This window comes from Parapedobacter soli (genome assembly GCF_025460835.1).
Taxonomy (GTDB): Bacteria; Bacteroidota; Bacteroidia; order Sphingobacteriales; family Sphingobacteriaceae; genus Parapedobacter; species Parapedobacter soli.
Map to the genome: position 1 here is coordinate 23,769 of NZ_JAMXAY010000011.1, position 22,670 is coordinate 46,438.

Consider the following 22,670-nt stretch of genomic DNA (forward strand, 5'->3'; position numbering starts at 1 on the left):
ACCGTTTGTCAGTCATCAATATCATCCAGCTCCCCTCCGGGTAGTTCCAAGGCCCTTACCGGTTGGATGGCATTGCCTGCAATACCCCTAATGGCACCATACATATCAATCGTGTTGGTAACCACCTTATCGATTTGTTTCTCGCGTTCTTTCCATATCCGCTGCATCGCCCGTTTCTCCCGTTCCAATTCGCTTTTCATACTCGAAAACCCTTCTACGATGGCCTCCACCTGCATACGGAACGTGTTGCTCGTCAAGAAATCGTAGAGCATGTGCATTTTATCCCCTTTGTTCTCTTGTGATGCCACGGCCAGCCCTATTTGGATGACCGTTTCGCGGAGCACGGCACATAGCCCTTTGAATTCCTCATACGTACATATCCACACGCCATCTTTGATCCCCATGCGTTCAAACCCGGGCGGCATGGCATCGGTAACCAATACTCCCACGTCGGCCCCCTTTTCGCGCATATCCCCTTTGAATTTCTCTATCCAGCTGGGCTGGAAGTCTTTCGTGCGTTTGCTTTCGTAGTATATTTTCCCGCAGTTCACACGGTTATGGGTGTTCACTACCTGGATGCAATCGCCACCGCGGGCACCTTTCTTCACCTCCTCGATGGTATCCAGTGGGAACTGTGCCGCCAGCCACTCCTCAATGGCCAGCTCCTGCACCTCGCCCTGCAGCTGCATGGACCCCTGCTCCTGTTTACGCTTCATTTCTTCGGTAAGCTTTTTCTGGTCGTCCAGTTGCTTGTGGAGCTCGCGTAGCTTCAGCTCGTTCTTTTCTTCTTCCAACTTCTTGATACGCTCGCGTTCCACTTGGAGCTGTTCGTTCATCCTCCGTTGCAGGTCTAGCTCCACTGCCTCGCGCAGCTCATCCTTCTCGCGTTTCAGGCGCTCGATTTCGGCTTTCGTGCGATTCAGCTCTTTGATTTGTTCCGATTTATCGTTCAACTCCAATTGCAGCGCCTTAAACTGTTCGGCCTGCTCTTCCGCCAGCCTGGTTTTCAAGCGGTCTTCGATTGCTTTTTTTTCGTCACGGAGTTTCGCTTCCAGCCGTTGCTGGAACAGCTCATTCTCCTGTTTTTTCTTTTGTTCAAAGGCTTCACGCTCTTGGTTGAACTTAGCCTGCTCTTGGATGTATTTCTTCCGTTCTTCGGCTAGTTGCGACTGATATTGCTGCTTTATCTGGGCCTCCAATTGGTGGGCAAGGATATCCTGCACATCGATGGATGTTCCGCAACTTGGGCATTTTATCCGGGTATTGTTTGTCATGGTTGTTCCTTTATATAAGATGTTTTTTCTTTATCCGTGTTCAAGTATTATTCAATCCTCTTGCCGCCACCGTAACCTGTGCGGACGCTTTCCGACATACGACGGTACCCGCCCAGCATGAATCACCGCGTAGTAATAGGCATGATTTACTGAACGAGTTTGAATATATGATGATTTTTTCACGTAAATGTATAAAATAATATTCAATGTGTTTTTTGGACCAACGATTTCCAGGTGCGAGCGTTTCCCGCATACCGTACCTATCCGGCCCAATGAAACCACGGAAGATGGCAGAAGAAAGGCAGGCGGTGCATATCAGTACGGGGAGGGGCTCACCGCGGTCCACCCACCATCGATTACCAGCGTTTGTCCGGTGATGTGGCGAGCGGCGTCGCTTACCAGGAACAATGCTGCCGACGCGATATCTTGCGGGGTGGCTGCCCGGCCCATCGGCGTGATCGATGACCATGTAGCTGCATAGTCGGCATCTTCGGCGGTCCGCTCGGTGAGGGTAGCCCCCGGTGCAACAGTATTTACATTGATACCGTAGGGAGACAGCTCCAACACCAGGTGCTTGGCAAGCATCTCCAACGCGGCTTTCGACATTCCATAAGCCGCCAAGTCCTTATGGGCCTGATGACCCGTTACCGACGAGGTAAACAACATGGACCCGCCGCGTCCCTGCCTAATCAGCTCCTTTGCCGCTGCCTGTGCAAGGAAAAATGTGCCTCCCAGGTTTACAGACATCACCTTATAGAACGACTCTGGAGTGTATTGCAGAAAATCACCAAACAGCGTGATGCCAGCATTGGCAATCACGATATCAAGCGTGCCCGTATCGGCCACCGCTTGTGCCACAATCCTATTGACAAAATCAAGATCGCCCGAATCCCCCGGGCAGGCCACGCAATTCCCCTCGGTCGAAACCAGTGCCGCGGCATCTTCCGCCAGCGCTTTGTCGATATCGTTCAACAATACCGTGACCCCTTCCGATGCCAGCCGACGGGCGATTTCAAATCCAATACCTTGGCCTGCACCCGTAACGATAGCGGTTTTGCCTGTAAATCTAGCTGTGGTCATCTTGTCTGCTTCTTTGCGGTGGTGTATTTTCCCAGCTAAATCTAAGAATAATTTCGAAATATGCTAAATCGATAAATGGCATTGCGTATCAATCAGATAACTTAGTGTAATAATTACAAATAATTGATTTTCAGAAATTTATATTTTATTATGTAGTGATTAGTATATACATTTGCCCCTATTAAACAGCAAATATTTGGCAAATAACCTGATTTATGGACAACTTAGCACACACGCAATGGATCACTTATTTGGACAGCACGGCACACTATCAACTGGAACGGACCTGAATTCATCACCGAAATAAAGATTACCAAGATATCCGGTTACGGCATCCGTAAATCGGAGAACGTCCAATTTTCAATTTTATGTAGTTTGAGCGTGGGTTGGTGGCAGCACCACCAGCTCCGCTTTTTGACGGAAATGCGTAGTACGCCATTGCAACTTATTAGAATATGTCTATAACTTATCTCCCCGAATTGGAGCGCTGGGTCGAAAAAGAACGTCATGCCTCCGAACTGATCAATTGCTGCAGCAACCTGTGGCTCTCCGGATCCACCGAACTCATGTTGTTCCGGAAACCGCTGTACAACGTTACAAGTAACCAGGTATTGTCGTACCACCAATACGCAAGGGATGTGAGCGGGCTCCCGATATCCGTGGAGGATTCGGTATTGCTTGCGGAAGCGATAGCCCGGTTGGAATTGGCTCCTTCACGGATCGACCTCGGCCGGCTGGCAACGGAATGGCACCAGGAAAAACAGCGGTATGCGCATTCGGTCGACCGCTTCCTCATCACCAAATTGGCGGGACACATCGGCAGGGAACGGAAAATATTGAAACCGAACGATGTGGTATTGTTCGGGTTTGGCCGGATCGGCCGGCTGGTGGCAAGGCTGCTTGTTTCGCAGACAGGCAAAGGTGAGCAGCTCCGGCTGCGAGCCATCGTTTTGAGGCACTGCAAGCCGGCCGATCTCATTAAACGGGCAGACCTGCTCAGGTACGATTCGGTACATGGCCCCTTTGCGGGGACAATCGTCGAAAGCACCGAGAATAACACGCTTACCATCAACGGGCAGACCGTTCAACTTATCGAATCAGCGGGTCCGGGCGACATAGATTATACCCAGTATGGGATTGACAACGCACTAGTCATCGATAATTCGGGGGCCTTCCGCGACCAAGCCGGGCTGAGCCGCCACTTGGCGGCCACCGGGGTAAGCCAGGTGCTCCTTACGGCGCCTGCCCAAGGGCCAATCCCGAACATCGTTACCGGCATCAACGATGCATTAGCAACCAACAGGACCAACCGGATATTCTCGGCAGCATCATGCACCACCAATGCGATAGTGCCGGTACTGAAAGTGGTTGACGACTGTATCGGCATCAGCAAGGGGCACATCGAAACCATCCACGCCTATACGAACGACCAGAATCTGCTGGACAATTACCATAAAAAGTACCGGCGGGGCCGATCGGCCGGGCTCAACCTGGTCATCACCGAAACCGGGGCAGGCAGTGCCGTGGCCAAAGTGTTGCCGCACCTGGCAGGCAAACTGACGGGCAATGCCGTAAGGGTACCCACCCCTAACGTCTCGTTGGCCATTCTCCACCTTACGCTAGCCCGGCCCTCGACCAAAGTGGAAATAAATGCGATCCTGCGCGATGCCGCGTTATACGGCCCGCTGGTCGAACAGCTGGATTATTCCATCTCCAACGAATTGGTAAGTAGCGATCTCGTTGGCAATAGCCACAGCAGCATTGTAGACAGCCCCGCCACCCTGGTGTCTGCAGATGGCATGTCGGCAGTGATTTACGTATGGTATGATAACGAATATGGTTACTCCCACCAAGTGGTGCGGTTGGCCAAAAAGATAGCCGATGTGGTACGGATCACTTACTATTAACCGATCCGCCAACCTATCGCCGTCAGTTCAATGCGAGTCGCGTGATACCTCGCTGCCCGAGCCACCCTTGAGGAAGTCGAAGTCGGCCCCTAGGTGGGCCTGCTCCACGTGGTCTACATATAGTTTGGCGTAGCCCCGGGAAAACGGGTTGGCCACGTGGGCCATCCGCTCGCGCCGCCGGGCCAGCTCTTCGTCGTCTACCAGCAGTTCCAACCGCCGGCCGGCCACGTCCAGCTGGATCAGGTCACCATCTTCCACCAGTGCCAGCGTCCCCCCGGCTGCGGCCTCGGGCGACACATGCAGCACTACCGTGCCGAAGCCGGTACCGCTCATCCGGCCATCCGAAATGCGGACCATGTCGGTAACCCCTTTCTCCAGCAGCTTCATCGGGATGCCCATGTTGCCAACCTCGGGCATGCCCGGGTATCCCTTGGGGCCTACGTTTTTCAGCACCAGCACCGAGGTCTCATCCACATCCAACTGCGGATCGTCAATCTTGCGCTTATAGTCCTCAATATCCTCAAACACCACCGCCCTTCCCGTGTGCTGCATCAGCTCGGGCGAAGCTGCCGACGGCTTGAGTACGGCTCCGTCCGCGCACAGGTTACCGCGCAGCACCACCATGCCCGATATCGGGTTGATAGGCTCCTCGACCGTAGCGATAACCGTTGCATTCAAGCTTTCACAGCCCGCGATATTGTCGCCGACGGTCCGGCCGTTCACCGTCAGCACATCCGTGTGCAGATACCGCTCAATGGCGTGCATCACCGCAGGCAAGCCGCCAGCATAATAAAGGTCTTCCATAAAGTAGGCGCCCGAAGGTTGCAGGTTGGCCACCAGCGGTACATCGCGCGAGAACTTATCGAAGTCTCCCAGGTCGAGCTCCACCCCCATCCGGCCTGCGATGGCCATCAGATGGATGGCGAAGTTGGTCGAACCGCCGATAGCGGCGTTCACCCGGATGGCATTCTCAAACGCCGGGCGCGTGAGTATATCTGACAGCTTCATCCCTTCCCTTACCATGTCTACGATGCGCCGGCCCGATAGCTGCGCCAGCACCTTCCGGTTTGCATCGGCTGCCGGGATGGCTGCGTTGCCGGGCAACGTGATACCCAGGGCCTCCACCATGCTGGCCATGGACGAGGCCGTGCCCATCACCGCACAGTGGCCCCTGCTCCTGCACATACCTCCCTCGGCGAGGTTCAGCTCCTCCTCGCTCATGATACCCTTGCGGGCATCTTCCGAAAACCGCCATATATCGCTCGTGCCGATGTCCCTGCCGCGGTATTTGCCCGTGAGCATGGGACCGCCCGAAACCACTACTGTGGGCAGGTCTACGCTGCATGCACCCATCACCAGCGAGGGGGTCGTCTTATCGCAGCCGCACAGCAGAACCACTCCGTCTACCGGATTCGCCCGGATCGATTCCTCCACGTCCATACTGGCCAGGTTGCGGAACAGCATCGCCGTGGGCTTCATCAGCGTCTCGCCCAAAGACATCACCGGGAACTCCACCGGGAAACCACCCGATTCCAGCACCCCGCGTTTCACCGACTCGGCCAGCTCCCGGAAATGCGCGTTGCAGGGCGTCAGCTCAGACCACGTGTTACAGATGCCTATCACCGGCTTGCCGTGGAACATATCGGCGGGGATACCCTGGTTCTTCATCCACGCACGGTAGATGAAGCCGTCTTTGCCTACACGGCCAAACCAATCAGAACTCCTTAATTTTTCTGTCATAGTTACCTCATTTAGCCATGTATTTTTCGATGTATGGATATAGATGGTCGGCATACCGCATGAATCCCAAGTCGGTGAAATGCACACCGTCTACGGTAGCCTCATTGTCGGTCCCCAGCATGCCTAATGCCGGCACGATATGGATGTTCGATTCGCCGCTGGCCACCAACTGATGGAATACGGCATGTAGCGCGGCATTCTTATCGTCTGTGTTCTGCCGGATCTGGCTATCGAATGCAGCATGGGGATAGTAAGGGGTCTCTACGAACAGTATGGTGGTGTGCGGTGCTTTCTGGCGGACAATCCGGTAGAAATTTTCCAATCGCTCTTCTATGAGTTCGACGTTCACGTTGGGCATGAAATCGAGAACAATCAGCGATGCCTCCCGGCTCCCGATGATTTCAGCTATCTCGTAGTCGAGCTTGGCGTTGCCGCTGAACCCAAGGTTGACGAACTCACGGTTAACCCGGCGGCTCAATATGCTCAGGTGGGCCATGCCCGGCCGCGAGGCACAGCCACCTTGCTGGATGCTGGTTCCATAGCAAACCACGGGGCCGGTAGCTGCGGGGAGATCGATTGACGGCGGAGCGATAACTGCCAGGGAATCGATACCAATCTGTAGGTCTACCACACCATCGTATAGCGGAAAATAAAGCATGAACTCCTTCATGCTAGTGTCCATGTTTGCGATAATCCGGGCTTCATTGGTAAAGCTGTTTACCTGTGGGCGCGCAGAGTTGACAAATACCCATTGGCTTCCTTGCAAGCTATACAGGTCGAACCCTTTGATGCCGGTTTCCGTCATGTGGTTCATCATCCGGTTTTGCAGGACAGTCCATTTGAGGCCAACGGATGTGGTATTCGATTTAAACCGGAGATACAATCCCGCGGTATTTTTTCCGAGGCCCCAAACGGGCTCACGCGACCTTTCTTTCAGGGCCGCCGGCAACCGTTCATAACGGCTTTCTGTCTGTTCGTTTATTTTTCCGAACAGTGGCAGCGATTCCGTATCGTGGTATTGCAGTTGACCCAGTGCAGGCAGCCAAAAGCCCAACAAACCAATGACGGAGGCAAGTTTAACTACGTTCATAATCAGTTGGTATCTCTACTTGCCTTCAAAAATGGCAAAAATTGATGACTATCCGGCCAATGTTCCCGGAAAATCACCTATTTTTTCGCAGCACACCTGTTCCATCACCTGTTTCAACTGCGCTTTGAGCATACCGATGGTATGGTCACCGCCCTTTTTGCCCAAGGCGGCCACGCCATACATGAACGGCCGGCCCATAAATGTGAACTGGGCGCCGCACGCCAACGAACGGCCGATGTCGGGCCCCGACCGCAGGCCACTGTCTATCATCACCTTTATCCGGTCGCCATACTTCTCGGTCAGCCCCTTCAATGGCTTGATGGTTGACTCGCCGGCATCGATCTGCCGGCCGCCATGGTTGGACACGATCACGCCATCGGCACCCAAACCGATGCTGGCCTCCATATCCTCATCGCACACCACACCCTTGATGACCAGTTTGCCCTTCCACATATCGCGGATAGCCTTCACCTTATCCACGTCTACCCGGCCGGTGAACGTGGCGTTCATGAATTTACCGAGCTGGCTCAGGTTCAGACTCTTGTCCATATAAGGCTTCAACGTGGCAAACTCGGGTATGCCCACGCGCAGGGTCTCAAATGCCCATGCCGGTCGTAACGCCGCCTGAACGAAATTGTTGATGGTCATCTTGGGGGGCATGGAGAGACCGGCCTTGATTTCGCGGTAACGTAATCCGAACGACGGTACATCGACCAATACCACCAATACGGGGCAATGCACGGCCTCTAGCCGGCGAAGGATATCGTCGCGTAGCGTATTCTCGGTAGGGTGGTACAGCTGGAACCAAAACTGCGACTGCGATACTTCTGCAATGCGCTCAATGCTGCTCGTAGACACCGTGCTGAGTACGTATGGGATATTATGCTTCAATGCCGCTCCGGCCAGTATTTCCGGTGCATTGGGCCACATCAGGCCCTGCAGGCCGATCGGTGATATACCGAAGGGTGCATCATACACATGGCCGAATAGTTCGGTCTGCATATCTACCCCGCGGTGCTTCTTGAGGTATTGCGGGATGAGTTGGATATCGCGGAAGTCGGCTTCGTTGCGCCATAGGTTGAGCTCGTCGTTGCAGCCCCCTTCGAGGTAGTCGAATGCAAATTTGGGGATACGTCGTTTTGCCTTCTTTTTCAGGTCTTGCACCGACGGGTATTGCGGATTATATTTCAGTAGCTCGGGATTCATCGCTATTCGTTATTTTTTTCGTTTGAATGTGCATAAAAACGCAGTTCGATCAGGTCGTTCGGCAGTGGTTGCTTGTTCCAGGCTGTATGGATGGCCAACGCGGCACCCACGGCGGTAGCCTGTGCCATGGAGGCAGCAAACACTTCCATTTCCGGAAAGGCATTGGCCAATAAATTCATGAAGATGGCGTTCTTGCTGAATCCGCCGTCCACGAAGATACGCTTCACTGCCGAGCCTTTTGTTACCAGACTGGTGGCAATGAGCTGCAGGTCTACCAAGTCCATTATCAACCGGTGGTAAGCTTCTTCATAGGAGGCGTAGTCCGATAGGTTGCGCTGTGCGAAAGCGGACACTTTGGTGCCGATAGGCCTGGGCCCGGAAGTCTCTTTCCGCAATTTGGCCACAATGGCGGGGTTATAGGTCATATTACGGTACCGGCTTGTGGGCTGTCCGAAATGTTCGGCTATTCGTTTTACCTGTTGCTCGTGCTCATAACCGGCAAAAAGACGTGACGCCTTTACCGGCGTACCTTGGTACTGAATATAGCTTAGGCAATCGGCTTCCAGTTCCGCCTTGGTGAGCGGCGTGTGGTTGAACGGATTCAGGCTGATGCACCACGTACCGGTAGAAATCAGCACGAACGGCTCGTGGAAACTCACCAAGTAGGGAATGAGCGCGGATGAGCTGTCGTGCAACCCCACACCCACGCCATACCCATTGCCCGGGAATGACGCCGGGAAAACGTCGTCGCCCGCCACGATGGGTGCAAGCTTCTTGTCGAGCCCTTCGCGGTAAACCCACTCGTGGTAGCCATTTTTGGCGAAATCCCACAGCTGGGTATGGCAGCCGATGCTCGTCATGTCGGAATACATGCGCCCCGAAACCAGGAAGCTCAGGTATTGCGGGAGGTGCAGGGCATAATGTATCCGTTCGAAGAGTGCCGGGTTTTCATATTTTGTGCGGTACAACTGCATACCCGAATTGAGGCTGCCCAACACCGGTGAAGCGGTGGAATAGGCTATCTTCTCTTCACCACCGTAGGTTTCATAGAAGTGGCGCTGCAACTGCTCGGGGTAGGGTTTCAGGTAGTTATACAGCGGTGCTATCGGTTTCCCGGCTTCATCCACATACACCAAGCTGGCACCGTAGGCTGCAAAATTGATAGCCCGCACGTCAAACTCGGGCCGCCGGAATACCTCATGGAGGGAGTCGAATACCGACAACCGCAAGCTCTCCAGGTTCTCGCAGGGGTCACCGTCTTCATCCACGGTTTCCGTAAACCGGGCCGACCGTTCAAATACTATCTTGTAACGCTCGTCAAACAGGAACAGCTTTTTGTTGGTTTTACCAACATCGAATATCGCTATGACCGGTGTTTTCATTTATAGTCCCGTAGCTACTGTCTTCGCTCCCCGTTCGTTGATCAGTTGGTTACGCACACCCAATTCCCTATAAAGTGCTATAGGATTCAACGCGGCACCTGCGCGTAGGCGTGCCTCGGCAACCAGTGGGCGTACGTCCGTTCGGAATGCGGCTTGCAGCACTTCCTGTGCACGTGCCACGTCGTTGGCTGCCTGCGCTTCACGGAGCGCATCGCGGTCTACCAACAGCGCCTGTGCGTAAGCTATCAGGATAGCTTCCACCGATTGGATCAAGTCTTCGAGCGGGTCTTTCAGGTTATGCGAAGCGTCGATCATCCAGCCAAGGTCTTTGGCATGGTCCATCCCGCGCGCGTCCATCCCTTCTACCAGTTCGCTGAATATCAGGAACAGTTGGTACGGTTTGATTGCGCCGGTGGTGAGGTCATCGTCACCGTATTTGGAATCGTTGAAATGGAATCCGCCCAGCTTGCCCTCCATCAACAGCAGGGAAACGATCTGCTCGATATTGGCATTCGGCAGGTGATGCCCCAAATCAACCAGCGTATAAGCTTTGTTTCCCAATTTGCTGGCATATAGTAGCGATTGCCCCCAGTCGCCAACGGTGGTCGAATAGAAATTAGGTTCAAACGCCTTGTATTCCACAAACATCTTCCAGTCGTCCGGCAGTGCCGCATACACCTCCTGCAAACTCTCCAGTGTATTTTGGAAGGCCTGCCTGAAGTTGAGCTGCCCGGGGAAGCTGGAGCCATCGGCCAGCCATACGGTGAGCGATTTTGACCCAAGCTCCACGCCGTGCCTGATCACCTCAATGTTATGATCTATGGCTTGCTTGCGTACCGCACGGTCCACGTGCTGCATGGAGCCGAATTTGTAGCTATGCTCCTGGCCGGCCTGGTCTTGGAACGTGTTGGAGTTCATGGCATCGAACGCCAGCCCGTATTGATCTGCAAGGCTGCGGACAGCGGCATAATCCTCGGGGATATCCCACGGGATATGCAATGATATGGCGCCGCTCGACCGGTTGAGGGCGTGCAACAGGCCGATATCGGCTATTTTTTCCTCCAGGTTACGGGGTTCGCCACCGCCGGAGAACCGCCCGAACCGGGTGCCGCCGGTACCTAGTGCCCAGCTCGGGATGGCGACTTGGAATCTGACCAGCTGGTTTACGATATCCAGGGCGCCGGGCAATTCATCTGCCAATTGTCCAAACCGGCGCTGCTGTGCGGCGCCCAGTGCTTTATTGTGTTCTTCTATTTGATTTCTATCGATGTTCATAACAAGATTCTTGACAAAAGTAAGCAAAATTGCCCACGAATTGTCCAACGGTCAATTCAGCTGACAATTCTGCAAAAATAAGACAACTAACGCACAAACGCCATGGCGACCCCGCCGTCGACGTTCAACACGTTGCCGGTCGACTTATCCAACAGTCCGCCGACAAGCGCAAAACAGGCGTTGGCGATGTCATCGGGCAGGATAATCTCATTGAGCAGGGTCCGTTTCGCGTAATATGTGGGCAATTCCGCTACGGTGATGCCATAGGCCTTAGCGCGTCCTTCGGCCCATCCACCTGCCCAGATATTGCTATCGCTGATCACCGCATCGGGATTCACCACGTTCACACGGATATGGTCGGCCCCCAGTTCGGCGGCATTCAGGCGGCTTAAGTGGAGCTGGGCCGCCTTTGCCGAGCCGTACCCGGCGTTGTTCGGCCCACTCACCAGAGCGTTCTTGCTGACGATATTGATGATATCGCCGCCGATTGCCTGTTTCTTCAATACCGCTACTGCGGCTTGGGTAACGAGGAACTGGCCTTTTACCAACACATCATACAACAAATCCCAGTCTTTCTCTGTGTGGTCCCCAATGGATTTGGATATCGAAAGGCCGGCATTGTTCACTACGATATCAATGCCTCCGAATGCGAGCGCCGCGGTGTCGAAAGCCTCACGGATCTGGCCAGCGTCCGTTACATCCAACAGTGCTGTGGTGTAGGCATCTCTACCAAATGCGCCGTTGAATTCCTTACCGGCTTCTTCCAGGCGTTCCGCATTGAGGTCGTTGAGTACCACTACGCCCCCCTCTTGCACAAACTTCTTGGCGATGGCCTTGCCGATACCCCCGGCGCTGCCCGTTATCAGGGCAATTTTCCCGGAAAGGGGCTTCGGTTTCGGCATACGCTGCAATTTTGCTTCCTCCAGCAGCCAGTATTCGATATCAAACGCTTCCTGGCGGGGCAACGAGGTGTATTCAGATATGGCCTCGGCACCTTTCATCACGTTGATGGCATTGGTATAAAATTCGGCCGCCACGCGTGCGGTTTGCTTATCTTTCGAGAACGAAAACATACCGATACCGGGATAGAGGATAATCACCGGATTCGGGTCGCGCATGGCCGGGCTATCGGGGTGTTTACACGTGTCGTAATAGTCCTTGTACATTGCCCTGTAGGCTTCGAACGCCGGGGCAAGCCTTGCTTTCAGCGCTTCGGTGTCCGACAAGTCGGCATCCGGGTCCAAATCAAGCACCAACGGGCTGATTTTGGTACGCAGGAAATGGTCGGGGCAGCTCGTTCCCAGCGGTGCCAGTCGGCCGAGATCATTGGAGTTTATGAACTCCAGCACCCGTGGGTCGTCGGTAAAGTGGCCCACCATGCTACGCTCCGACGAGCAGAACCCCCGCAGGGTCGGCGCCAGTGCCGCCGCTTGCCTTTTGCGGTCATTAGCCGGCACGTCGGCGATTTTCGCACCCCCGAACACAGGCCGGGTCTTACCGTAATTGGCTTCAAGGTATTCGGCGCACCGTTCGATGACTGTCAGCGTATTCACATAGCTCTCATAGGCGGTGTCGCCCCAGGTAAACAAGCCATGCGATCCGAGCATGATTCCCCGTATACCCGGGTTGTCATCCAGGCATTGCCGCAATTGCAGTCCCAGATCAAACCCTGGCCGTTGCCATTCCACCCAGCCTACTTCACCTTTGAAGAGCTCTTGGGTAATACGTTTGCCGTCTTTGGCTGCGGCGATGGCGATGGCGGCATCGGGGTGTAAGTGGTCGATATGCTTGAACGGCAAAAAGCCATGCAACGGCGTATCGATGGAGGGTGCTTTCGATTGCAGGTCGTAAATACAGTGGTTGAACAATTCCACCATCCCGTCCTCATGCTCGATACCGCGGTACACCTGTTCGAGGCTCCGCAGGCGGTCTACGTATAGCGCCGCAAGGCCACTGCGCGTGAGCGTACCGATATCGCCACCCGATCCCTTGATCCACATCACTTCGGTTTCGTTTCCTGTGAGCGGGTCTTTGGCTATTGCTTTGCACGATGTATTGCCCCCACCGTAGTTCGTGAGGCGCAGGTCGGCACCCAACAGGTTGGATCGGTAAAGTAAAAGTGCTACCTCGTCACCTTCCAATTCGGCGGCCTTCTCGTGGTCCCATAAATAACTCACATGCTTAAATGCATCTTTTTCAATGATATTTGACATCTCACTTATTGTTTATTTCGTTTTATGTGTTACTCAACTGATTTACGGTTTACAACCTAGCCATCCAACGTTCTTGCAAATCCCACCAGCAAAATGGATAGAATGATGGTTGCAATGCCGCCTATAATGGTAGCATACGTTTTCTTGCTCACCCCTTTCCATTCTTTCAGGATAACGCCCCAAGCATTGGCAATGAGGATAATGAATGCCATGTGCAGTATCCACGAGCTAGCGCCATTGCCCAATCGGCTTTCTCCCATTCCATAGAAGAAAAACTGCAGATACCAGGTGGTGCCGGCCAGTGCGCAAAAGAAAATATTGCGTGCGATGGGGGTTTTCGTATTCACATAGTCGCCGAACGTTTTATTGCGGGCATTCAAAAACATGCACCAGAGGAAATTGGTGGTAAGTCCACCCCACAGCACAACTACGTAGGTTACGTTATTTTGGAACAAGAACTCCCCCTGCCCCGGATTGGCCGCCTTCCACAGGTCGTTAGCCACATTGGCCATCGGCTTACCCGCTTCCAGCCCGAAATTGAAGCAGGCGCTAAGCACCCCCGACACGATGCCGACGATGAGTCCCGTTCCGAATTTGTAATCTTTATTGCCGCTGGCATCTGCAGTGCCTACCGTGAGCTCGCGCTCTTTCAGCACCCCCGCTTTACCACAAAGGTAGATACCGAAAACACAGATTGCCAAGCCAATCAACACGGTCCGGCCTCCTGTGGTGGTGAAAAACAAGTCGATGGTATCCTTACCCTCGGCGCCCACGAAGTAGTAATAGATAGACGGCACCAACGAACCGAATACCATGGTAAGCCCCAGGATGATGCTACTGCCCAAGGATACGCCCAGGTAGCGCACACCCAGCCCATAGGTCAGCCCGCCGATACCCCAAAGCAGGCCGAACAGGAACGAATAGCCCAACGTACTGCTATCGGCCTGCCGGATGATATCGGCAAAGCCGGGGATGGTAATATAGGCGGCCAGCGGCGGCACGATAAGCCACGAGAACAGTCCACCGACAATCCAAAAGCTCTCCCAAGCCCAGCCTTTCACCTTCTTATAAGGCACATAAAAACTCCCCGAGGCAAACCCGCCGACGAAATGGAAAAATACTCCCGCTAATGCATGCATATCAAATACGGTTAAAATTTGGTCATTAGTTAATGAATTAAGAGCGCAAGATAGAAAACATGAAAATACGAACTGTTATGAGCTGTCATGTTTGGTTCAGGTTGGCGACTTTTTTTTGGATCGATTTCGATTTAAACAATAAAAGCCGTAATATCGTGTTCTTAAAATAAAAATAGCGATTACAACTAACGAATATGAGAAACTTTACAATGCTTGCGATCCTGATCGCCACTTTGTCTATTGGGAATGTTTTTGGCCAAAGTACCACTACGCGCACACAGCCCAAGGGCTCGCTCACCAGCGGTACGATCGACAGCCAATTCGACTACCTATATGCGATTTCGCGGACTCAGGACGGTTTTGAGCATGTACGCCGGGCCAACCTGGAGCTGATCCGGAAAAATGTGGCCGACTCCATCCGTGCGCTCACCCGGGAAATAACCGCCCTGAAGGCGAAAGAGGACGGCCAGCAAGCGGCTGTAAGTGCAATGACCGATTCGCTTGCGCTGGTACGGGAAGAACTCCAAACCGCCGAGCAGGAGAAAGACAGCTTTTCCTTCATTGGCATATCGTTGAAAAAGGCTACCTATAGCCTAATCATGTGGGGCATTGTACTGCTGCTGGCTGCCGCGCTGGCCATCTACGTGTACCGGTTTAACCAGAGCCACGTGGTAACGCGCGACACCAAGAAAGCCATCGCCGACCTTCAGGACGAATTTGACCAACACCGCAAAAGAGCTATGGAAAAAGAGCAAAAACTGAAGCGCCAATTACAAGACGAAATCAATAAGCGGCTGTGATGGCATGGAGCTAAACAATTGTTTAAATTTATATTTGCTTTTAAATCTTTAAAGCGTATTTTTGCAGACCAAAATCGAGGCGCTTAATTGGCCTTTATTAGATTGGTTTATAAAATTTTAGTTCCTGATAGTATGTCCAATATTGGAAAAATAGCCCAAATCATCGGCCCGGTGGTCGACGTCAGTTTCTCCGAGAATGCCAAACTCCCCAAAATCTACGATGCGTTGGAAATTGAGAAAGAGAATGGCCAGCGTATTGTTTTAGAGGTACAACAGCACTTGGGCGAAGAGCGCGTGCGCACCATCGCCATGGATGCCACCGAGGGCCTGACACGTGGGATGAAGGTAGTGGACACAGGGGCCCCCATCAAAATGCCGGTTGGTGAAAGCATCAAAGGGCGCGTGTTCAACGTGGTGGGCGATGCAATAGACGGCATCCAGGATCTCGACAAATCAACCGGCCGCAGCATCCACAACGACCCGCCGAAATTCGAAGACCTCTCCACAGAGACCGAAGTGCTCTTCACGGGCATCAAGGTAATCGACTTGCTGGAACCTTATGCAAAGGGTGGTAAGATCGGCCTCTTCGGTGGTGCAGGTGTAGGTAAAACCGTATTGATCCAAGAATTGATCAATAACATCGCAAAGGCCTATGCCGGTCTGTCGGTATTTGCAGGTGTGGGTGAACGGACCCGTGAAGGGAACGACCTGCTCCGCGAAATGCTGGAATCAGGCATCATCAAATACGGCGACGAGTTCTTGGAAGGCATGGAAAAAGGCGACTGGCCGTTAGACAAAGTGGACACAGAGGAAATGAAGGACTCTAAGGCCACTTTCGTGTTCGGGCAGATGAACGAGCCTCCCGGTGCACGTGCCCGTGTTGCCCTTTCAGGACTGACCATCGCCGAGTATTTCCGCGACGGCGACAGCGAAGGTGCCGGTCGCGACATCCTGTTCTTTATCGACAATATCTTCCGGTTTACACAAGCCGGATCCGAAGTATCAGCACTCTTGGGCCGGATGCCATCCGCAGTGGGTTACCAACCTACACTGGCTACGGAGATGGGGCTCATGCAGGAGCGCATCACTTCCACCAAACGCGGCTCAATCACCTCGGTGCAAGCGGTATACGTACCGGCCGACGACTTGACAGACCCGGCGCCTGCTACCACATTCGCCCACTTGGACGCAACTACGGTACTTTCCCGTAAAATCGCCGAGCTGGGTATCTATCCGGCAGTGGATCCATTGGATTCCACCTCGCGGATATTAAGCCCGGCTGTTTTGGGTGAAGAGCATTACAATACCGCCCAGCGCGTAAAGGAAATACTCCAACGCTACAAGGAGCTGCAAGATATTATCGCAATCCTCGGGATGGACGAGCTCTCTGAAGAAGACAAACTGGTTGTAGCCCGGGCCCGCCGCGTGCAGCGCTTCCTGTCGCAGCCATTCCACGTAGCTGAGCAGTTCACTGGACTGAAAGGCGTACTGGTAGACATCAAAGACACCATCAAAGGGTTTAACATGATCATCGATGGTGAGGTGGACGAATACCCGGAAGCTGCTTTCAACTTGGTAGGCACCATTGAAGATGCCATCGAGAAAGGCAAGAAATTGTTGGCAGAAGCTATCTAGTATAGTAGATGTGAGACGTTAGACACGAGACACGAGACACGAGACACGAGACACGAGACACGAGACATTAGACGTGAGATTTGAGATTTGAGATACGGGAAAGAAAGAATCGAGCATAAAGAGTCTCTCAAATCTGACATCTCAAATCTCAAATCTGACATCTCATATCCCATATCCCAAATCCGATAAAAATGAAACTTACCGTTATTACCCCGGATCAGCCGGTTTTTGAAGGAGACGTTACCTCGGTGACCGTTCCCGGTACCGCCGGTGCTTTTGAAGTACTGGAAAACCACGCACCGATCGTGTCGACCTTAGACAAGGGGACTGTCATCATCCGAACCGCAAAAGGCGAAGAGAATGTTAGAATTACCGGTGGCGTTGTGGAGGTAATCCACAACAACGTCACCGTACTTGCCGAAGGGATAACGGAAAAGTAAAAGCTAAAAAAATAAGTGAATAAAGCCCTCCGGTGAGTACATTACCGGAGGGCTTTTTCTTGCAACTTTTCCGGCAACCCAGTCGGTTTTACGCAGAATTCGAGCATAGATCAGCCAAGCCATAAAAAATGAACCGAATACCAAAATCGGATTTGGTTTATACTTATCAAACTTATATTCGTTATCACACCTATAATTATAATAAATATTTTGTAATACAGCAAAAAACAATACAACATTCTGTTTTGAAAAATTACTGTTTTGCTATTGCCAATAATAAATAAAGGTCATACCTTAATGAAGTCAAAAACAGACACCCATTCAGCAGCTGGTTTTGGGGAGGTTTAACGGGGCGGTAAACGCTGCAATTAATACTATTTGGTCGGGGAGCAATGAAGTACTTCGATAAAAACGCATGGATTTATTTGGACGGCCGGTTTGTAAAGGCCGAGGCTGCCGGGGCCGACCTGTTCAGCCAATCGGTGCATTACGGGTTTTCGGCCATCGAGGGTATCCGTGCATACAATACACACAACGGCACACGCCTGTTCAAAGCCGAACAGCATTATGACCGTCTCCGCCGCTCATGCGAGCAGGTCGGCATAGATTTCCCGTGGGACACAAACGCGTTGGTAGACAAAACGTATGAACTGCTCGACAGGAACAACCTGCGGAGTGCATACATCCGGCCGCTGGTTACCACCGGGCGCAACATGTACCTCACGCCGGCCCAAGACACCAGCATATCCATTACCGCATGGGAGTGGGGGCCTTTCCTGGGCGCAGGCTTGATCAGCACCACCCTATCACCTCACCGGCGGCCATCCCCCTTATCGGTGCCCGCCACGGCCAAGGTATCCGGCCAATACGTAGCCTCTATCCTCGCTACCACCGAGGCTGGCAAACGGGGGTTCGACGAAGCTATCTTATTGGACCAAGAGGGATTCGTAGCCCAGGCATCGAGCAATAATCTGTTCATCGAAAAAAACAATACCCTGTACACGCCGGCACGGGGCCACATATTCCCGGGGATTACAAGGCAGGCCGTACTGGAACTCGCCAGCATTTTCAGCATCACAGTCGTTGAAAAGCAACTCACTCCCGACGACTTGAAAACAGCCGACAGTGCGTTTCTGACGGGCACGGCCACGGGTATCGTAGGTATAGCCTCGCTGGATGGCGTCGCGTTCCCCGAGGCGTGGAGCGATACGTTGGGCGCAACGATACAACGTGCATATAAAAACCTTACACTCGAAAAAGAGAATTACGAAGTAATCATATAACTAATCATGCTAACGAGTCAGAAAACAGAACTAAACAAATACAGCAAGGTATTTACACAGGACAAAACCCAGCCTGCTGCCCAAGCGATGCTTTATGGCATCGGATTAACCGATGACGACATGCAGAAAGCACAAGTCGGCATCGGGAGCATGGGGTACGACGGGAATACATGCAATATGCACCTCAACGACCTTGCCCAGGTGGTGAAAGAAGGGGTCTGGGGAAATGACCTCGTGGGCCTGGTATTCAACACCATCGGCGTGAGCGACGGGATGAGCAACGGTACGGACGGTATGCGATACTCATTGGTAAGCCGCGACATCATTGCCGATAGCATCGAGGCGATTTGCGGCGGCCAGTATTACGACGGTGTCATCACCATCCCCGGTTGCGACAAAAACATGCCCGGATCTATCATGGCAATGGCCCGGCTTAACCGGCCATCCATCATGGTATATGGCGGCACAATCGCTCCCGGCCATTATAAGGGGCAAGACCTGAACATCGTATCGGCCTTTGAGGCGTTGGGACAAAAAATTGCAGGCGACCTTACCGACGAGGACTTCCTCGGCATCATCAAGCATACCTGCCCTGGTGCAGGGGCCTGCGGCGGCATGTACACCGCAAATACCATGGCAGCAGCCATCGAGGCCCTCGGCATGAGCCTCCCCTACTCGTCGTCCAACCCCGCGGTAAGCGAAGAGAAAAGAAGGGAATGCCTCGAAGCCGGGAAATACATCCGCATCCTCCTAGAGCGCGACATCAAGCCCTCCGATATCATGACCCGCAAAGCGTTCGAAAATGCACTCCGGGTCATCATCATCCTAGGTGGCAGTACCAATGCAGTGTTGCACTTCATCGCCATTGGAAAAAGCATAGGCATCGACATCACGCAAGATGACTTCCAACGGATGAGTGACACAACCCCGGTGCTCGCCGACTTCAAACCGAGCGGAAAATACCTCATGCAAGACCTCCATAACTACGGTGGCGTGCCGGCAGTGATGAAATACTTGCTCAACGAAGGATTGCTGCATGGCGACTGCCTCACGGTAACGGGTCAGACACTGGCGGAGAACCTCTCGGCTGTTACCCCCATCAACGAAATAGACCAACCCATCGTGCGCACACTCGACCAACCGATCAAACCGACGGGGCACCTCCAGATCTTATATGGGAACCTCGCCGAAAAGGGCAGTGTCGCCAAAATATCGGGCAAGGAAGGCGAACGCTTCGAAGGACCTGCGCGCGTGTTTGATGGTGAAAAGGACCTGATTGCCGGACTGGCATCGGGGCGCGTGCGGCCCGGCGATGTGGTGGTAATCAAAAACGAAGGACCAAAAGGAGCCCCGGGCATGCCCGAAATGCTGAAACCGACATCGGCCATCATCGGTGCGGGCTTGGGCAAAAGCGTGGCATTGATCACCGACGGCCGCTTCAGCGGCGGTACCCATGGGTTTGTGGTGGGCCACATCACGCCTGAAGCTTACGAGGGTGGACTGATCGGCCTGGTGGAAGATGACGACCCCATCATCATCGATGCCGTCAATAATACGATCAACCTGATCGTACCGGACGATATCATTGCCGAGCGCCGGGCAAAATGGGAAAAGCCGGCACTGAAAGTAACAAAAGGTGTGCTCTATAAATATGCGCGTACGGTAGCCGATGCGGCCTCCGGCTGCGTAACGGATGAATGTTGATTGAAAAGCCAGCAGTAGTTAGGTCAGTCTAACGTCAGCAAAGCTTAAAGCTAAAACAAAAACAAAAATCATGAACACGTTGGAAATCACGAAAGACAACACACAGGCACCATTGAAGGACGACACGCAAACGACGCCGTTAACCGGCGCGCAGGCCGTGTTGGAAGCGTTGATAGCGGAAGGCGTAGACACCATATTCGGCTATCCGGGTGGTGCCATTATGCCCATATATGATGCGCTGTACGATTACAGCGAAAAAATCAGGCATATCCTGGTGCGCCACGAGCAGGGCAGCATCCACGCCGCCCAGGGCTATGCCCGCACATCGGGCCGTGTGGGGGTGGTTTTTGCCACCAGCGGTCCGGGAGCCACCAACCTGGTAACCGGCCTTGCCGATGCCATGATCGATAGCAACCCCGTGGTCTGCATCACGGGCCAGGTATTTGCACACCTTCTGGGTACCGATGCTTTCCAGGAAACCGACGTGATCAACATCACGGCACCGATTACCAAGTGGAATTACCAGGTTACCGATGCATGTGAAATCCCAACGGCATTGGCCAAAGCCTTCCACGTAGCCCGCACGGGCCGGCCGGGCCCCGTATTGATCGACATCACCAAGAATGCGCAGGTCCAGTCGTTCGACTACCCCGGCTATCAGATATGCAACCACATCCGGAGCTACCGCCCCAAACCCATCGTACGCCGGGAATACGTCCAACAGGCGGCAGAACTCATCAACAGCGCGAAGAAACCGTTTATCCTCTTCGGCCAGGGGGTCATCATCGGCAAGGCCGAAGCTGAATTCAAGGCATTTATAGAAAAAGCAGGTATCCCTGCGGCAGCTACGGTGATGGGCCTCAGCGCGCTGGAAACCGACCACCCGCTGCATGTGGGGATGTTGGGCATGCACGGCAACTACGCGCCCAACGTACTGACCAACGATTGTGATGTGCTTATTGCCATCGGCATGCGGTTTGACGACCGTGTAACCGGCCGGTTGGACAAATACGCCAAACAGGCTAAGGTGGTCCACCTCGACATCGATCCGGCAGAAATAGATAAAAACGTAAAAACAACCGTGGCCGTGTGGGGCGACTGCAAAGAAACCCTGCCATTGCTTACGGAGCTGGTGGAACAGCGCGAGCACAAAGAATGGCTGGCACGCTTCCGCGCACTGGAGCAGGAAGAAATCAAGGAAGTGATCCACGATGAGCTCAACCCGACGTCCGACATCATGACCATGGGGGAAGCGATCAGGGTGATCAACGAACTCACCGGTGGCGATGCAGTAGTCGTTACCGACGTCGGCCAGCACCAGATGGTAGCCTGCCGCTATGCGAAGTTCAGTAAATCGAAGAGCAGTGTTACCTCCGGTGGCTTGGGCACCATGGGCTTCGGGCTCCCGGCCGCAATCGGGGCCTGGTACGGTGCACCCGACCGCACAGTGGTTGCCGTCATCGGCGATGGCGGCATACAGATGACCATCCAGGAATTTGGCACCATCATGCAATTCGGGGCTAAAGTGAAAATCCTCGTGCTCAACAACGAGTTCCTGGGAATGGTGCGCCAATGGCAGCAGCTCTTCCACGATAGGCGCTACTCATTCGTGAACATCACCAGTCCGGATTTCGTTACCGTGGCAAAGGGCTACGGCATACCGGGCCGCAGCATCAGCGACCGCAAAGACCTCAAACAGGCCATGCAGGAAATGATAGACTACGACGGATCTTACTTCCTGGAAGTGATGGTAGGCAAGGAAAACAACGTCTTCCCCATGGTACCACAGGGTAGCAGCGTAAGTGAAATCAGGTTAAAGTGATTCAATCTTTGGGGTTTTATTAATTTTTGACTTTAAAAAAATGGAAAAGCAAGAATATACCATCACGTTATACACGGAGAACAGCATCGGGATGATCGGCCGGATATCCAACATCTTCTCACGGCGCAAAATCAATATCGAGAGCCTCAACACGTCGCCGTCGGAAGCCGAGGCCATCCACCGGTTTACCATCGTTATCCACGAAACGGAAGACGTGGTGCGTAAGCTGTGCCGGCAGATCGAAAAACAGGTGGAAGTACTCAAAGCATACTACAACACCAATGACGAGGTAATCTGGCAAGAGCAAGCACTATACAAGGTACCTACCGACGTGGTAACCGAGAAGGCTCCCGTGGAGCGGCTGTTGCGCCGCTATGGCGCCAGCGCTGTGGTGATACGCAGCGACTACACGGTGTTCGAAACCGCTGGGCACCGCGAGGAAATAGACGCGCTGACCGACGCGCTGACCGAGTACAACCTCATCGAGTTTGTGCGCAGCGCACGGATTGCGATCATCAAAGACAGCGAAGGATTCCACAAGAAACTGAAAGAATTTGAAGAGGCGGAGCCCGCAGGTGAAGTGAGGGAAAACCGGTACCTGGACAAACAGGACAAGGTGTTTTCGATGTAATCCGAGACACCATAACAACAATAGATATACGAACAAAAACGTCACATAC

General features: G+C 53.3%; 17 protein-coding genes. 8 read left to right on the top strand and 9 right to left on the bottom strand.

Features of this window, described 5'->3' with window-relative positions; all coding sequences use genetic code 11:
* Window positions 1–8: 8 nt before the first annotated feature.
* Window positions 9–1,274, bottom strand: coding sequence for a DUF2130 domain-containing protein (locus NGM62_RS06795; RefSeq protein ID WP_262246749.1), 1,266 nt, complete (start codon window positions 1,272–1,274; stop codon window positions 9–11).
* A gap of 315 nt (window positions 1,275–1,589) precedes the next feature.
* Window positions 1,590–2,354, bottom strand: a complete 765-nt coding sequence (locus NGM62_RS06800; RefSeq protein WP_262246750.1) for an SDR family NAD(P)-dependent oxidoreductase — start codon at window positions 2,352–2,354, stop codon at window positions 1,590–1,592.
* Between the two features lie 455 nt (window positions 2,355–2,809).
* Here NGM62_RS06800 and NGM62_RS06805 point away from each other — a divergent pair, with 455 nt between their 5' ends.
* Complete coding sequence (locus NGM62_RS06805; protein WP_262246751.1) at window positions 2,810–4,261, top strand: glyceraldehyde-3-phosphate dehydrogenase; 1,452 nt, start codon at window positions 2,810–2,812, stop codon at window positions 4,259–4,261.
* 27 nt (window positions 4,262–4,288) lie between these two features.
* Here the strand turns inward: NGM62_RS06805 and NGM62_RS06810 are convergent, their stop codons facing one another.
* From NGM62_RS06810 to rhaT, 7 genes are all read right to left on the bottom strand, one after another.
* The gene (locus NGM62_RS06810; protein WP_262246752.1) at window positions 4,289–6,001 is read right to left on the bottom strand and encodes an IlvD/Edd family dehydratase; all 1,713 of its coding nucleotides are present in this window, start codon (window positions 5,999–6,001) and stop codon (window positions 4,289–4,291) included.
* 7 nt (window positions 6,002–6,008) lie between these two features.
* Window positions 6,009–7,091: an SGNH/GDSL hydrolase family protein gene (locus tag NGM62_RS06815; protein ID WP_262246753.1), complete on the bottom strand. Its 1,083-nt coding sequence runs from the start codon at window positions 7,089–7,091 to the stop codon at window positions 6,009–6,011.
* A 48-nt stretch (window positions 7,092–7,139) separates the two neighbouring features.
* On the bottom strand, window positions 7,140–8,297 hold the full coding sequence (locus NGM62_RS06820) for an alpha-hydroxy acid oxidase (protein ID WP_262246754.1): 1,158 nt from the start codon (window positions 8,295–8,297) through the stop codon (window positions 7,140–7,142).
* 2 nt (window positions 8,298–8,299) lie between these two features.
* Entirely contained in the window at window positions 8,300–9,679 is a 1,380-nt protein-coding gene (locus tag NGM62_RS06825) for an FGGY-family carbohydrate kinase (RefSeq protein ID WP_262246755.1), read from the bottom strand.
* Window positions 9,680–10,954 (bottom strand): sugar isomerase, encoded by a 1,275-nt coding sequence (locus NGM62_RS06830; protein ID WP_262246756.1) that lies wholly within the window; start codon window positions 10,952–10,954, stop codon window positions 9,680–9,682. It abuts the gene before it with no gap.
* Window positions 10,955–11,040: 86 nt separating this feature from the next.
* The gene (locus NGM62_RS06835) at window positions 11,041–13,167 is read right to left on the bottom strand and encodes a bifunctional aldolase/short-chain dehydrogenase (RefSeq protein ID WP_262246757.1); all 2,127 of its coding nucleotides are present in this window, start codon (window positions 13,165–13,167) and stop codon (window positions 11,041–11,043) included.
* Window positions 13,168–13,223: 56 nt separating this feature from the next.
* A complete protein-coding gene (rhaT, locus tag NGM62_RS06840) occupies window positions 13,224–14,306 on the bottom strand; it encodes an L-rhamnose/proton symporter RhaT (protein WP_262246758.1) in 1,083 nt (360 codons plus the stop codon).
* Between the two features lie 194 nt (window positions 14,307–14,500).
* Here rhaT and NGM62_RS06845 point away from each other — a divergent pair, with 194 nt between their 5' ends.
* From NGM62_RS06845 to ilvN, 7 genes are all read left to right on the top strand, one after another.
* Window positions 14,501–15,106, top strand: a complete 606-nt coding sequence (locus tag NGM62_RS06845; protein ID WP_262246759.1) for a hypothetical protein — start codon at window positions 14,501–14,503, stop codon at window positions 15,104–15,106.
* A 132-nt stretch (window positions 15,107–15,238) separates the two neighbouring features.
* On the top strand, window positions 15,239–16,741 hold the full coding sequence (gene atpD / locus NGM62_RS06850; protein ID WP_262246760.1) for a F0F1 ATP synthase subunit beta: 1,503 nt from the start codon (window positions 15,239–15,241) through the stop codon (window positions 16,739–16,741).
* Window positions 16,742–16,932: 191 nt separating this feature from the next.
* Window positions 16,933–17,181 (top strand): ATP synthase F1 subunit epsilon, encoded by a 249-nt coding sequence (gene atpC / locus NGM62_RS06855; protein WP_262246761.1) that lies wholly within the window; start codon window positions 16,933–16,935, stop codon window positions 17,179–17,181.
* Between the two features lie 392 nt (window positions 17,182–17,573).
* Window positions 17,574–18,464 (top strand): branched-chain-amino-acid transaminase, encoded by an 891-nt coding sequence (gene ilvE / locus NGM62_RS06860; protein WP_262246762.1) that lies wholly within the window; start codon window positions 17,574–17,576, stop codon window positions 18,462–18,464.
* A 6-nt stretch (window positions 18,465–18,470) separates the two neighbouring features.
* Window positions 18,471–20,168 carry a dihydroxy-acid dehydratase gene (gene ilvD, locus NGM62_RS06865; RefSeq protein ID WP_262246763.1) on the top strand — a complete coding sequence of 566 codons (1,698 nt, stop codon included), beginning with the start codon at window positions 18,471–18,473 and terminating at the stop codon, window positions 20,166–20,168.
* A 70-nt stretch (window positions 20,169–20,238) separates the two neighbouring features.
* On the top strand, window positions 20,239–21,990 hold the full coding sequence (gene ilvB, locus NGM62_RS06870; RefSeq protein ID WP_262246764.1) for a biosynthetic-type acetolactate synthase large subunit: 1,752 nt from the start codon (window positions 20,239–20,241) through the stop codon (window positions 21,988–21,990).
* A 40-nt stretch (window positions 21,991–22,030) separates the two neighbouring features.
* The gene (gene ilvN, locus NGM62_RS06875; RefSeq protein WP_262246765.1) at window positions 22,031–22,621 is read left to right on the top strand and encodes an acetolactate synthase small subunit; all 591 of its coding nucleotides are present in this window, start codon (window positions 22,031–22,033) and stop codon (window positions 22,619–22,621) included.
* Window positions 22,622–22,670: the final 49 nt, after the last annotated feature.

Excerpts from the sequence above, each read along its gene's own strand:
- NGM62_RS06845 (WP_262246759.1), top strand. The coding sequence starts at position 14,501 with ATGAGAAACTTTACAATGCTTGCGATCCTGATCGCCACTTTGTCTATT.
- NGM62_RS06800 (WP_262246750.1), bottom strand. The coding sequence starts at position 2,354 with ATGACCACAGCTAGATTTACAGGCAAAACCGCTATCGTTACGGGTGCA.
- NGM62_RS06815 (WP_262246753.1), bottom strand. The coding sequence starts at position 7,091 with ATGAACGTAGTTAAACTTGCCTCCGTCATTGGTTTGTTGGGCTTTTGG.
- NGM62_RS06820 (WP_262246754.1), bottom strand. The coding sequence starts at position 8,297 with ATGAATCCCGAGCTACTGAAATATAATCCGCAATACCCGTCGGTGCAA.
- ilvD (WP_262246763.1), top strand. The coding sequence starts at position 18,471 with ATGCTAACGAGTCAGAAAACAGAACTAAACAAATACAGCAAGGTATTT.
- NGM62_RS06805 (WP_262246751.1), top strand. The coding sequence starts at position 2,810 with ATGTCTATAACTTATCTCCCCGAATTGGAGCGCTGGGTCGAAAAAGAA.
- NGM62_RS06810 (WP_262246752.1), bottom strand. The coding sequence starts at position 6,001 with ATGACAGAAAAATTAAGGAGTTCTGATTGGTTTGGCCGTGTAGGCAAA.
- NGM62_RS06835 (WP_262246757.1), bottom strand. The coding sequence starts at position 13,167 with ATGTCAAATATCATTGAAAAAGATGCATTTAAGCATGTGAGTTATTTA.
- NGM62_RS06830 (WP_262246756.1), bottom strand. The coding sequence starts at position 10,954 with ATGAACATCGATAGAAATCAAATAGAAGAACACAATAAAGCACTGGGC.
- ilvB (WP_262246764.1), top strand. The coding sequence starts at position 20,239 with ATGAACACGTTGGAAATCACGAAAGACAACACACAGGCACCATTGAAG.
- ilvE (WP_262246762.1), top strand. The coding sequence starts at position 17,574 with ATGAAGTACTTCGATAAAAACGCATGGATTTATTTGGACGGCCGGTTT.
- atpC (WP_262246761.1), top strand. The coding sequence starts at position 16,933 with ATGAAACTTACCGTTATTACCCCGGATCAGCCGGTTTTTGAAGGAGAC.
- atpD (WP_262246760.1), top strand. The coding sequence starts at position 15,239 with ATGTCCAATATTGGAAAAATAGCCCAAATCATCGGCCCGGTGGTCGAC.
- ilvN (WP_262246765.1), top strand. The coding sequence starts at position 22,031 with ATGGAAAAGCAAGAATATACCATCACGTTATACACGGAGAACAGCATC.
- rhaT (WP_262246758.1), bottom strand. The coding sequence starts at position 14,306 with ATGCATGCATTAGCGGGAGTATTTTTCCATTTCGTCGGCGGGTTTGCC.
- NGM62_RS06825 (WP_262246755.1), bottom strand. The coding sequence starts at position 9,679 with ATGAAAACACCGGTCATAGCGATATTCGATGTTGGTAAAACCAACAAA.
- NGM62_RS06795 (WP_262246749.1), bottom strand. The coding sequence starts at position 1,274 with ATGACAAACAATACCCGGATAAAATGCCCAAGTTGCGGAACATCCATC.